The organism is Endozoicomonas acroporae (genome assembly GCF_002864045.1).
In the GTDB taxonomy this organism is placed as follows: Bacteria; Pseudomonadota; Gammaproteobacteria; order Pseudomonadales; family Endozoicomonadaceae; genus Endozoicomonas; species Endozoicomonas acroporae.
In genome coordinates, this window is sequence record NZ_PJPV01000011.1 from 1 (window position 1) to 14,171 (window position 14,171).

Sequence of the window (14,171 nt, forward strand, 5' to 3'; positions counted from 1 at the left end):
AAAATCTTCTGACTGCTGGTGATAAGTAGCTAACCATATGAAATCATATATTTCTGACTCCTTATTCAGGCACTCTGCTTCGTTACAACTCCGGTCACATAGCTACGGCTATGCTCCCTCCGTTGTGCCTCGCATAGCACCTGCCCAAGTAGTCAGAAATATATGATTCCATATGGCCAGCTACTTAGACAGACTCAACTGGATTCAGGCTTATGATTAACCATTAGCTGATAACTTTCCGAATCATTTTTCTGTTTAGCCAGATCCAGTACTTTACTATCAATTTTGATGTCAGGGTGTGAAAGTAAACACCTGATACAACCTGATTCGCCTGCAAATACTGCCAGCATCAAAGCCGTGTAGCCGTGATTCTTTTGTGTATTGATCGACGAAGGGTCATGTACAAGCAATGCCTCAACACAGTCCCCATGACCGTATCTTGCTGCCGACATTAATGGCGTCCAGCCATCAATGTCTGGCAGGTTTGCGTCAATTCCCTGTTTTTTCAAAAGCGCCAGCAAACAGTCCGTTTTCCCGTTTCTTGCTGCGTGCATTAATGCGGTCCAACCGGCATTGGACTGGGCATTCGGATCAATTTTTTCCTCTTTCAGAAGCTCTTCCAGACAATTCGTTTGCCCATATTCTGCAGCATGCATGAGTGCAGTTGTGCCTGTATTATCCCTCTCGTTCACGTTGATGACGTTCATCGCCAGAATTGCTTTGAGGCAATCAATCTGGCCATTTTTTGCGGCCATCATTGCCAGTGTTAACCCTTGTTTATTACGAACATGGATCAATACTCCGGCAACATTCAGCAGTTCAGTCAGAGATGTCAAATTACCACTGATTACTGCATCCAGGATCTGTTGAAATTGTTGCCATGGTTGACACTGTGCTACATTACAGGACTGCGCATACTGCCATGCGGTTTTACCGTAATTATCTGTGGTGTTAATGTCTATATTCGGTTGTTTGAGTAATAACGAGGCACAACGTTCATCCCCTCCATTTGCTGCCAGAATCAAAGCCGTAGCGCCATCTTTTTTTCGTGCATTGAGCGACGAAGGGTCATGTGCAAGCAACGCCTCAACACAGTCCCCATGACCGTTTCTTGCTGCCGACATTAATGGCGTCCAGCCATCAATGTCAGGCAGGTTTGCGTCAATTCCCTGTTTTTCCAAAAGTGCCAACAAACAGTCCGTTTTCCCGTTTCTTGCTGCGTACATTAATGCGCTCCAACCTCTATTGTCCCGCGCATTCAGTTTGATGTCTTTATGTTTCAAAAGTTCTGTCAGGCTGTCCGTATGCCCGAGTTGTGCAGCCAGCATGAGTGCAGTAACTCTATATTTGCCCCGACAATTCACATCAATTTTTTGGTGTGCCAGAAGCAGTTCCAGGCACTTCGTTCGCCCATGATCTGCAGCCAGAATGAGAGCAGTCTTGAGGTTGTTTTCCTGGTTGTTAACGTCAATTCCTTCCTGTGCCAGAAGTAGTTCCAGGCACTCCGTTTGCCCAAATGCCGCAGCCAGCATGAGTGCAGTTTGGCCGTTATTTTCTACCTCGTCCACGTCAATGATTTTTTTCTCCAGAATTGCTTTCAGGCAATAAATATTGCCATATTTTGCGGCCAGCATTGCCAGCGTTAACCCAAAAATATTACGCAGATGAATCCATGCAGTGTTATCGTTTTTATTGGTTGTATTGATGCCACTATCGGATTTTTGAAATAATAACGAGACACAACGTTCATCCCCTTCAATTACCGCCAGCATTAACGCCGTATAGCCTTCCTTGTTTTGTTCATTGATCGACGACGCATCATGGTCAAGCAATGCCTTTACACAGTCCCCATGACCGCCTCTTGCTGCCGCCATTAATGGCGTCCAGCTATTCTTGATACGCAGGTCTACATTAATTTTTTGCTGTTTCAGAAGCACCTTCAGACAATCAGTTTGCCCGTATCTTGCAGCGAGCTTTACTGCGGTCCAACCGTCATTGGTCTCTATATTCAGTTTGATATCATCACGTGTCAGAAGTGCCATCAGACACTCGATTTGCCCATATGCTGCAGCCAGAGAGAGTGCGGTAAAGCCACTCTTGTCCTGCAAATTCACTTTAATTCCTTTCTTTGCCAGAAATAGTTTCAGGTGCTCTGTTTTGCCATATTTTGCAGCTATCATTAATAGCGTTTGATCTTGTTCATTTTTTGAGGTGAAGTCAACAACAGGGTGTTTGCAGAGCATTGTAAATTTTTCTGAGTCAAACTGTAATGTTGAAAACAAGACTTTCTGGAATTCAGCTTTGATAAACCTGGTTGAACACTTGTGCAGACTATGTTTTAGTAAAAAGTCAATGATACCAGCCTGTTTCAGTTTAAATGCCCGGTGTAATAAGTTGTTGAAGAAATTACTGGCATGCCCTTTAAGAGATCCCGCAGGCAGATGCGGTAAAAATCCGGTTGACCCTGCTGCATCATCGTTCAGGGTATTAATAGTTTTCTCTAACATAATCTCCTTTATTTGAGGGTCAGATTTAACCATTTCGTCCCATTTTTCAGATGCAGTTTTATCAAGGAAAAACTCAAAAAAGTCACTTGGTTTATTAGAGTTGTGCAAAGCATATTGAAAAAGATTGAAACGTACTTCATTAGGTAAGTTATTAAAATCAACTGTTTTTAAATGACTCAGTGTCAATGTTTGATGGTTATCCCATTCCAGGTTGCAGTTGGCATCCTGCATAAGAGGAGTTTCTGATTTAAAGACCCAGAAATAAAGATTATCCTTCGAGCCAATGTAGAAAAGTGGTGCTTTATCTTTATCTTTATCTTTATCTTTCTTCGAAAAAAACCGGGAAGAGTGTGCGTTATTTTTCTCGCCAACCATAGTGAGTACGTTCGCGGCAGGAGTATGATTCAAATAATTATCGATTAACCATACCTGAAATCGCTCCCGACTCTTTGAAAATTCATAGCTCCCATCATCGCAGGGTTTGATGATTGTGCATAGGCCAAGCCTGTTTTTATCATTGGTTTTGAACCGAAGATTTATTGGGGTTATAAAATCCACTTTAATTCCATCAGTGATTTCATCCTCCAATTCTGAGGAAAAAACAGGACGGGTCAGCCAGTGTTCTTTATTTCGCTTTTTTAAAGAGGATACTAAGTCCTGGTAAAATACATCTGTCAGTTTATTAAGTATTTCGAACTCCGGCATCAGGGATGGCAGGATAAGTTCAAGTCGATCAATCATTCCTGTATTATTATTGAGATTTACATTGTGACCAAAATCTTTAAGGGGTTCCAAACCAAACTGTTCACAGACTAAATTGTAAAGTTCACTGTGCGTGTGTACTTCATTCCCTAATCCAAATTCATCCTTATCACTGGCACGCTCTTTTATCAGAAATAATTTAACGCCATAATCCAGTAACCCGTGTCGAATCTGCAACAGCACCTTTTGTGGGTCGCGGGAGTTCTCGATGCTGGTAAATCCACTTTGAAGGCGGGTACCATTGCCCCCAAGACAATTGTCTATCCCTGAAAGAATCTCATGAAACAAAGTGCAAAAACTGTCTCTATTTAAAGACCATTTATCAGCATCATCAGGATTTTTCGCTTCCAGCTCAAGAAACCGCTCAGTTCGATTAATGATTCTATGGAGATAATAACGAGTATCCTTGAATGATATCAGGCTGTGAGGTTTTTTATCATCATATTTCAGATCATCTGAAATCTTTGTGTAAAAGGTATCAATTTGATTATTAAATTCATTGCTGATTAAACGCTGTGTCAAAGTCTTCAGCTTGCCAATGTCAGTCAGAAACTGGGTTTTCATTTTGATGTAGCTGACAGGTTGATCCATTTTAATTTCTGCCAGCGTTCTAAAATTTCCATCAGGGAAAGCAATGTAATCAGTTGTTTTCTCATCCGGGTTTTCAGTGCTTTCTGACAATAATGGACTCTGGAATAAAATGGGGTGATATTGTGGTATCATTTATTCTTTACTCTTGATTATCTAATGTAACGATTCAGTCCCAATAAAGAGGGATTGTATCTTATCAAATTGACTTTAGGGTTAATAAGGAATCGGCGAAAGTCCTCCTCGCTGGCTGAGAGTATTAGCTTGCCAACGTTTTGAGTGTGCTCCTGCGGCCACTCAAAGAATACAGCAGGTCCCGTTGGTAAGCTTCACGGGTATTTTTCCTGTTTTATATTATGCTTTTTTTCTTCCATACTTTTGTGATCCTTCTTCTTTTCTTCCTTTATGTTTATATTCAGCGATGCCTCAAGATCTTCTAAATCATGAATACCTTTCCCGTAAAATTCTGAAGGTTTACCACCACGGCTGTATAAACTATACCCATTTGATTTATTGTATTTTTCAAAATTTATAACTGGAGGTATGCGACAACCCCCGGCGAAGGCTTCTGGAACAGTCTGTGGCCAGAACTCATCTTCTATTTTTCCCCGACCTTCCTTCAAGGTGCATCCATGTTTGATTAATTCAATCAGTGCTTCTTTATTGTTTTTATGTGCTGCATAATGGACAGGCTTGGAATGCATTTTATTCTCTATAAATTTTGATGCGCCAAGATCATCTATCAGGTACGAGATAAGTGTATGTTTGCCCAGGTAACATATCAAATGAAGCGCGCGGGTACCATTAACAGATATTGCTTTATTTATGTTGGGCATATTTTTCAATAACAATTTACTGATATCATCGTTGGCATGTGTGAAAGAAAAGTAAAGCAGGGAATTTGTTGCTTTTTCACAACACCTGTCGGCGACGGCTCCTGCATTCAATAATTTTTCAGTAGTATTGAGATTATTGTTTTTAACACTGAAATAAAGAGCAGTTTGTGCGTATCTAATCTGGCCCAGGTTCAGATTCGCTAATAATGCATCTATAACCTGATCGTTCAAATTTAACTCACATGCAGAAGTAATAGGGGTATTACGTTCGGAATCCGACACATTGACATCAATGCCAGGCTGCTGGCAGAGAAAAAGTATGGCGTCCTGGTTGTTCATGCGAACAGCGAGGCTAAGAGCGGTATTACCATCTCTCATGCGAGCGTTTATATTAATACCGTCCAGCTTACTAAGAAATTCTAGCACTGCCCACTGACTATTTAAGGCAGCCAGAGGCAAGGGATGAAGTAACACTTCTGGATCATTTGGATCTCTCAGAGAGTCAATCATTAATTGGGGCATTAATTGGGGGGGAGTTTGTTTCAGGCGCATGATAGTGTCTAAATCACCTGCCACGCACGCATTATAGTACGTTACATTGAAATCGTCCCGGCTAAGTGGTGCCTGCATTATAGTTGGCAGTGCTGATGCTCCGCAGACGTCGTCCGGATCGATATTTTCGGGATTCCTGTCTGCTTCATAACCACTTGCAGGTGTCAATGCTGATGCCCCGCAGACGTCGTCCGGATCGATATTTTCGGGATTCCTGTTTGTTTCATCACCACTTGCATGTGTGTTGGCAAAGGCAGAGTGGTCCGAGCCCGGTATAGGCTGTTCAGGTGCTGGTAGCGCACCTGGTGTAGTGTCTGTGGAAGCAACAGCGCCGGTCGTTTTTTCAGGTTTTTCTATATGCAGTATTTGTAGTTTTTTTGCTAATTTCTGGAATATTGTTATTTGTTTTGTATCTTTTTCTTCTTTCTTGTCATCATTGTTTTTAATACCGTGTTCCTTCTCATAGTTCATCATCTGTACTTCATCACCTTCATAAATTTCCAAAGGTGTGCCACCCTGATAAAATAATTCTTTTCCGTTTGATTTATTTGTCCTGGTAAAGTCTATTTTTTGTGTATGACGACCATTAATTATTTTCTTTTTCCAGAAGTCTTTTTCTATTCTTCCTTTTCCTGCAAACAGGGTGCATCCATGATCGATTAATCTACGCAATGTTGTTGCGTTATTGTCATGCGCTGCATAATGAACTGCCATGGAGTTATATTTATTGGTCAAGGATTTCGACGCTTTGCGCCTATCTATCAGGTAAGTAATGATGTCATCTTTGCCTGTTAAAGCAGCAAGATGCAGCACACGAGCCCCGGCTTCGGATATTTTTTGATTTATGTCTGTCAAATGACTCAATAACAATTTACTAATCTGATCGGAGGCATTTGTGAAAGAAATGTAAAATACGCTGTCTTTTCCGTCACTATGCATCGTGTCAACAGGTGCCTCGTTATATATTAATATTTCAGTAGTTTTCAGATTATTGTTTTTAACGCTATGGGAAAGTGCAGTTTCACCGTTTTTGTTTGGGCCCAGGTACGGTTTTTTATTCAATAATGTTTGTATAATACGATTGTCTGAGTTTTTTTCACAGGCTAAAATAATAGGTGTGCAACCGAGGCTGTTTTCCACATTTACATCAATGTTCGGTTGTTGACAGAGATAGTGTACGGCCGCCCCCTGGTGATTTCTGATGGCAAAGTGGAGAGCGGTATTTTTTTCAGGCCCGCAAGCATTTATATCAATATATGGATTTTGGCAAAGAAATCTTAACACTCTCCGCTGATTACGTTCGGCAGCCAGATGCAGGGGATGAACTGATATTGTTGGGTTGTCCGGATGCGTCAGAAAATTATTCATTGACTTGGGATCAGCCTGGTACAGTTGTGAAATTGTCTCTACATCATCACTCAGACAGGCATGAAAGTATATATTATTGAATTCATCCTGATTTAATGGCTTGGCAGTTACAGGTGGCAATGCGCACGCCCCTTCAAGGTCGTCCGGGAAGGGATTTTCGTTAATCTCGTCTTCTTCTGGCCGGGGCATGGCCGGCTCATAACCTGGTAACAAGGGGAACAGCTGATCATAGGTTGGCAGATTGAAATATAAATGGTCAGAACTGTCGGGATAGGCTGGTGGTGGATCTGTCGGTAGTAGAAATTCATTAGCAGTATCATGCCCGGTTTCTTGCCCACAGGGCGGGACAGTCATCGTGCTATCAACAGGATGCGGCAACATGGTTCTTTGCCCGAGGCTCATCGCCTGAGGAGTGGGCGATTGTGAATCTGGCAGATTGGCAAAGAATGAGTTAGCAGATGAACTCTCGTAAATGTGGCGGTTATCGAAGTCACCTGAATTCCCAGGAGCACCATTATTAGTGGTTGTGCCTGGTATTTGATTCTGAGGGTTAGTTGAAGTAGCAAAGGAAACTGTATCTGTAACAGTAGTAACCGGATTGCCAACGGAGTAGTACATGGTACATGCCTTATATTTAATTGGGTATTTCCAAAGCCTGCTTCGGTTTCGTTGTTGGCTTTTGAATTTCCTGATAGCGAATCACTATGGTACTACTTTTGGGATAAGCCATAAGAGAATCTGAAATGCCGTACAAAAACTGAACGTTAACGAACTTTGTTAATTAATACTTTTGTTCAGACCGTAAAACTAATCAATAGTTCAAATGCTGCCTGCTTTGGCTGCATCAGTCACTTGATTATGGTTTTCAAAATCGTAAAGGTTAAATGCAAGTTGGCCCGGAGCTATGCTAGAATTTTCGGATGCTTCAGTTTATTTTTGGTGTTCAAATTTATATTGATTTCAGTTGTGTATTCAGCAGGGTAATTTTTTCTTACTCAAGGAGGGCGGGAAGTTGGTGTTTGAATAAAATTTTATCAATCAATAGATCTGATATTACATGATAATTTAGATCATATCATTTCTCTGAAGAAAGGCTGAGGGGTAGCTTTTTCAAATTTGCTTTATCAGATTCTGGTACATCGTTTCAATATGATTGATGGGTTCCTTCTATCAATGACTCCCAGGCTCCGTTCGTCCTGAGCGGAGTCGAAGGGCGTAAACAACATACCCTGAAGACTGTGCCAATCACCCTTCGACTCCGCTCAGGGTGAACGGAGATTGGTACACATCAAACTCATCGAAATAATGTACTAGTGCACACCTTTGCTGCTTTCATAGTAGCTGAGCAATGAGTTTTACATTGCTAAAATACGCAATTTTTAATAGGTACTCACTTCTTTTTCCAAATGTTAAATATGTTTTCCTTTTTTCCCCCCTCTGGGCTTTTCATTTTTGTCTGCAGTTTTTCTTCTTTATCCTTCAGTCTATTTCCTTCTAAATCCAGTTTTTCCAGTTCTCTTCTCATTTTTGCTAGTTGTTTATTTCCTTTTTTTTCTTCCTGTTTTAGTTTTTTTTGCTTATTTCTTTCCCGTTTTTGTCTGTTTTTTTCCTGTTTTTGTTTTTCTTCCCTATTTTGCTTAAGCTGTTTTTGTCTTTCCTTCATTCTTGCTTCGTCCTTGTTTTTTTCTACATTTATGTCTTTTCCTATAGATTTTTCCAAATTTTCTAACTGCTTTATATCTAACTTTCCATAAAACTCTGAAGGTGTACCACCATGGTAGTATAAATTACCTGCATTTTCTTTATTGTAACTTTTTAAATCTACACTTCGGGATTGGCATTGATTCCAATAATCATAGAATCCATCGTCTTTCATTCGCCAGAAATCATCTTCTATTTTTCCCTTACGCTCGTTCAATGAGCATCCTAGTTCGAGTAATACACGCAGTGTTTCTGAATGATCATTATGTGCCGCATAATGAACAGGCATGGCTTTATCTTTATTCTCTATAAATCTGTTTGCTTCATAAACCTCTACCAATTGCTTAACAAGTGTGGGTTTGCCTAAATGAGAGGCTATATGAAGCACGCGAGCATGATGTTCAGTTATTGCTTTATCGATGTCGGGTAAATAATTCAATAATAATTCACTCATCTCTTCGTTGTCATCCTGGAAAGCGATATAGAACACTGAGTCTTTCCCATCTTCTTCAACCTTGCCAACGTTAGCCCCAGCCTCTAATAACTTTTCAGTAACGGTAATATTACGGTTTTTAACACTGAATCCAAGTGCAGTTTTTTGGTTATTATTCGGCTCCAGACTCGGTCTATGCGCTAATAATGCCTCTATAACCTTATCACTCAAATTTAACTCACAGGCAGAAATAATAGGGGTATGTCTGGTGGCATAATCTGATAAATTGACATTAATGCGTGGTTGCTGACAGAGAAAAAGTATAGTCTCCTCCATTTTCTCGCGGACTGCCAGATTAAGAACTGTCTGCCCATTACTCATGCGAGTATTGATATTAATTCCATCCAGCTTACAAAGAAATTCTAACGCTGCCCACTGCTTATTTAAGGCAGCCAGATGTAAGGGATGAACCAATGCGTTTGGATCCTTTGGATCTTCCAGAGAATCTATCATTAAATTGGGTCGAGCTTGTTTCAGGTACCTTAAAGTGTCTATATCACCTGCCTGGATTGCATTAAGGTACATTTTTTGGAATTTGTTATCGTCTAATTGCTTCTCCATCATGGCTGGCATTGCTGATGCCCCGCGCACGTCGTCCATGTTGGTAAACGGTGTCACTGGTGGATGCCTGCAGTCATTTACATCATAACGGGTCCACTCATTCTGCATTGCTTCGTATCCGCTTTGGTGCGTGTAAGTAAGGGCGGAGAGATCTGAGTCTGGAGCAGGCTGTTCAGGTGTCGATGGTGTACTTAATGTAACGCCTGTGGCAGCAGTGTCAGTTGTTTTTTTATTTTGTTCTACAGACCTTTTAATTTGATGTTCCAAACGTTTTAATCTTTCTGTTCGGTCTTTTTCTTTCTTCTCCAGTGCTTCTTGTGCTTTAAGAATTTCCTGCATACGTAGCATTTGGTTTCTATCTTTTTCTTTTTCTATATTAATTGATTTTTTTGTACGTTCATGTTTAGTCTCGTGAGTTTTCATCTGCTCGATATCACCTTTAAAAAATTCCGAAGGTGTGCCACCCTTTTCAAATAACTTTCTTCCGTTTACTTTATATTTCTTGCGATAGTCTATGTCATACCCACGCGAATACTTGCGTTTTACCTTAGGCCAAAAGTCTTCTTCTATTCTTCCTCTTGCTTCATCCAGGGTGCATCCAAGGTCAATCAATGTGCGAAATGTTGTTGCATTATTTCCATACGCTGCATAATGGACTGCCATGGATTTATATTTATTGGTTACAAATTTAGAAGCATTAAGAGTCTTAATCAGATAAATAACAATATCAGTTTTGCCTTGTAAACTAGCCAGATGCAATACCCGAGCATTACAGTTAGATATTGATTGATTTACGTCCCGCAGATTATCCAGTAGCAATTTACTGATTTCGTCAGAGGCTTTATCGAAGGAAATATAAAATATGCTGTCTTTTCCATCTTCATGTTTCTTGTTAACCTGTGCACCAGATTTTAATAATTTTTTAGTGGTTTCCAGATTGTTGTTTTTAACGCTGAAGGAAAGTGCAGTTTCGATTTGTTTTTCCTCGTCCAGAACCGGTTGACTATCCAATAATGCATCTATTATCTGACCGTCTGCGTTTTTTGAACAGGCTAACATAATAGGGGTGAAGCCGCATTTATTCTTCAGATTTACATCAATATCATGGCGTAGACAGAGAAATTTTACGACTGCCACGTTATTGTGATCGATAGCTAAGTGGAGAGCAGTATTCTTCTCAGGTGACAGGGCATTTATATCAATAAACGGATGCTGGCAAAGAAATTCTAACGATGCCATCTGATTTTTTGCGGCAGCTATATGCAGGGGATGATATAAATATTTCCGTGTTTCCGGATATTGCAAAGGGTCAATCATGCGCTGGGGATAATCTCGCCTCAGGTGCTCTATAGTATGTAAGTTACCAGTCGCTAAGGCTTCATAGTAGGTGTCATTGAATTCTTCCGGACTTATTGGCTTCTCAGTAACTGGTGGCAATGCACATGTCCCTTCAAGGTCGTCCGGGATGGGATTTTTGTTAATCTCGTTTGCTTCTGATGGGTCAATATTGTCCGCTGCCCGATGTAATTCTCTCCAAGGGTATAGCTCCTCATAATCGGGTGGTGGAGCTGAAGGTAAAGGAGGTGGAGCTGAGGGTAAATGATATGGATTTGATGGAAATGTTGCTATATCAGTGTCTGTGTCATAACGGACCAGGCTGCCATTACTCGATATTGCACCAGTATCTTCATGGTTTGTGCCAAAGAGGGCAGTAATATCTAAATTTGATACAGGTGGTTCATTAGTATCATCTATAACAGCAGTTTCAGTAGTTTCTCTGGGTGGTTCAGAAGTATCTTTGGCAGCAGCTTCTTCGGGCAATTCAGTAGAATCCTGGCCAACAGCTTCAGGAGTTTCTTCGGGCAATTCAGTAGAATCCTGGTCAACAGTTTCAGGAGTTTCTTCGGGCAATTCAGTAGAATCCTGGCCAACAGCTTCAGGAGTTTCTTCGGGCAATTCAGTAGAATCCTGGTCAACAGTTTCAGGAGTTTCTTCGTGCAATTCTGAAGAATCCTGGCCAACAGCTTCAGGAGTTTCTTCGGGTAATTGAGCAGTATCTATGGCAGTATCAACTTCATCTATGACAACAGCAACTTCAGCTGAACCACTTGCAGCAGTATCATGTCCGTTTTCTTCACTGGAGGGTATGTCAGTGATCGTGTTATCAACATGGAGCGGCCACATGGTTCTTTGCCCGAGGCTCTGTCGTGGAAGCAATGGTGAATCTGGCGGAGTATTGCAGATGGATGTGGTAGCAGATGACATCCGGCACACCTCGCGATGATCGAAGTCACCGGGAAGCTGCGGGGTGTCACCAGTGGCTGCGCCGTGAGTTTGATTCTGAGGATCAGTTGGAATAACTGAAGAAATAGTATCTGCAACAGCAGTAAACAGTACGCCAAGATAGAACATTTATCAGGACCTTTTTTTAATTAAGTGTTTTCAAAGCCTGTTGCGGTTTTGTCGTTAACCTTTGAACTTCCTGATAATGCATTACTATGGTACTGCTTTTTGGTATAAGCCGTAAGAGAACCTGAAATGCCGGGCAATAACTGAAACTTTAACGAGCTTTGATAATTTTACCTTTATTAAGATCGTAAAATTGATCAATAGTTCCAATACTGTCGTTCTTTTTTTTATTCATTAAGCAAATCCGGGGATTTGGCATCTGTACTACGGTTCCATTTGTTTCCCGGGGGAAGGCTGGTCATTGTGATTGGTCCGGCGGAGCTGATTGATTCAGTGGTGCAATAAGCTTTTTGCAGTGGGCTTAATGATGTTCTAGCAAGTCATGATTTTTTCCGGCTGCGTAAAGGTGTCTTCAGTGGTCTTGTACCCGTTTGCGTGTTGGCTCTGTATGGAGCCAGTACCTCAATGAACTCTCTGGTAAGATACTTCATTTGGGTTTTGTAATGATCGTTAAAATTCAATGCATCTGGAATCAGGTATTTTTCGTATTTTTGCGATGAGCGGATAAGGCAAAACGAATTTTTCAGGTATTGTTTTGTGTATCGATGGATAATTGCTTCTGTTTCTGATACCTGATCTTTTTTATTCATGAGTCCAATTGAATTTTTTAAGCCAATGCCTATGATTCTTTTACAAAGAGAAGTATGAACCAGGTCAATTGAGTTTGGATCCATTAATACCGGCGGAGGGAAACCAAATTTCATAAAAATATATTGCATTAACATATAATTTGTTCTGCAGGTGCCATCCATAGATGCATGTAGCTGCTCAAGTCTGGGCCAGTATTTGGCAAGTGTTCTAATCAGTTTTACCAGCAGTTCAGGCTTGTTGATTTTCTTGTGCTGTAGTGATTCCAGTTGTGTATTCAGCGGCGTGATTATTTCTTTCTCAAGAAGGGCCATGAGTTGGTATTTGAACAAAATTTTATCAACTCCGTTTGTTTCTGATGTTGGACCATTAGGTCCTAATGCCCTGAAAGAAATGTTGATACCTTTAAGGTCGGTATAATTTGCAATCAGTCTGGTATCAGAAATTATGCTGCCTTTCGGAGAAGTGGCAATGGTCGCACCATGGGTGCCACGGCAAAGCTCATAGCTTTCTTCTAGTCGTTGCTTGTACAGCAGTGCCTGGACGAAGCCTTTTTGGGTATGTTCACTGGAGGGGTAACCCACATGCCTTTTTCGTACGGTTCCGGGGATATGGCTGGCAAGCATATTTTGCACGCCTTCGGTCAGTAAGGCGTTGATCTGCATATAGCGTTGTCGGGAAATCAGGGGGGCATCCTCAGGGTCATGCTGAATCCACTCTAACACCTGGCTCATACAGCGGCACCATGCTGCTGTGCATCCTGGCTCGTTATCTTCATATTCCTGTGGGGAACGACTGGAAATAATGTCATCCGGATCGGCAAAGAGCAGGAAAAGGTGTTCTTCGGGAAAGCGCAGAAGAAAGTCAGGCCCTTCAGGTAGTGTTGCCATATCCTGAGTTGCCGTTGACGGGAGTGGTGAGTGGGTTGTGGCGGTATTAGTCGAAACGTGCCTGTGACTGATTCTGGTGGAGTTCAAATCGACAATGTCGCTGGTAACTGTCGTTCTGGTGGAGGGCAGGTGTGACTCCCGGAAGTGGGTGGCACTGCTGCTATCTGCAGTGTTATTGTCACTGAGTGGTGCTGTTCTTATGGCAAAGCTGGAATGGCAGGGTTGGATAATATCCGGCATAAATATGACTGCCTTTATAACTGCTTCTTAACTTATTAAGACAGTGAAAATCATGATTTGTTCAGATAAAAAAAAGCGGCTTTCGCCGCTTTTTCTGGATCAGGTGTTTCACCAATCCGCTCTTCTGAGAAACTCGTGTGAAAATCAGTTGCCGGAAAATTAAACTGAATCTTAGTTGAGCTTTTCCTTGATACGAGCAGCTTTACCGCTCAGCTCGCGGAGGTAGTACAGTTTAGCCTGACGAACGTCACCACGACGCTTCACAGTCACAGAAGCGATCAGCGGAGAGTAAGTCTGGAAGGTACGCTCAACGCCAACACCGCTGGAGATTTTACGAACGGTGAAAGCAGAGTTCAGGCCACGGTTACGCTTACCGATGACAACACCTTCGAACGCCTGCAGACGCTCACGGTTGCCTTCTTTTACCTTAACCTGTACGACGACAGTGTCACCCTGGCTAAAAGCAGGGATCTCTTTGTTCATTTGTTCAGCTTCAAGCTGCGCAATGATTTTGTTTTTGCTCATTGATAATTGCTCCTGGTTAGTCAATTCTGTCCCGCTCAAGCTGTGTTTCACTCCGAAACAAGCCGATAGCACAATCTGGTTGGCTTGAGAG

At 41.6% G+C, this 14,171-nt stretch carries 5 protein-coding genes; all 5 read right to left on the reverse strand.

The window, feature by feature from the left end; translation table 11 throughout:
* Positions 1-194: 194 nt before the first annotated feature.
* The 5 genes from CX664_RS02445 to rplS all read right to left on the reverse strand — a co-directional run bounded on the left by CX664_RS02445 (position 195) and on the right by rplS (position 14,080).
* Complete coding sequence (locus CX664_RS02445; RefSeq protein WP_180966352.1) at positions 195-3,950, reverse strand: ankyrin repeat domain-containing protein; 3,756 nt, start codon at positions 3,948-3,950, stop codon at positions 195-197.
* 236 nt (positions 3,951-4,186) lie between these two features.
* Entirely contained in the window at positions 4,187-7,231 is a 3,045-nt protein-coding gene (locus CX664_RS02450) for an ankyrin repeat domain-containing protein (protein ID WP_101745195.1), read from the reverse strand.
* A 772-nt stretch (positions 7,232-8,003) separates the two neighbouring features.
* Positions 8,004-11,780 carry an ankyrin repeat domain-containing protein gene (locus CX664_RS02455; protein ID WP_101745196.1) on the reverse strand — a complete coding sequence of 1,259 codons (3,777 nt, stop codon included), beginning with the start codon at positions 11,778-11,780 and terminating at the stop codon, positions 8,004-8,006.
* Between the two features lie 377 nt (positions 11,781-12,157).
* Positions 12,158-13,315: a hypothetical protein gene (locus CX664_RS02460; protein WP_145999767.1), complete on the reverse strand. Its 1,158-nt coding sequence runs from the start codon at positions 13,313-13,315 to the stop codon at positions 12,158-12,160.
* A 411-nt stretch (positions 13,316-13,726) separates the two neighbouring features.
* Positions 13,727-14,080, reverse strand: a complete 354-nt coding sequence (gene rplS / locus CX664_RS02465) for a 50S ribosomal protein L19 (protein ID WP_101745198.1) — start codon at positions 14,078-14,080, stop codon at positions 13,727-13,729.
* Positions 14,081-14,171: the final 91 nt, after the last annotated feature.

Bases quoted from the DNA above. Each gene is read 5' to 3' on its own strand.
- CX664_RS02450 (WP_101745195.1), bottom strand. From the start codon at position 7,231: ATGTACTACTCCGTTGGCAATCCGGTTACTACTGTTACAGATACAGTT.
- CX664_RS02455 (WP_101745196.1), bottom strand. From the start codon at position 11,780: ATGTTCTATCTTGGCGTACTGTTTACTGCTGTTGCAGATACTATTTCT.
- CX664_RS02460 (WP_145999767.1), bottom strand. From the start codon at position 13,315: ATGGCAACACTACCTGAAGGGCCTGACTTTCTTCTGCGCTTTCCCGAA.
- rplS (WP_101745198.1), bottom strand. From the start codon at position 14,080: ATGAGCAAAAACAAAATCATTGCGCAGCTTGAAGCTGAACAAATGAAC.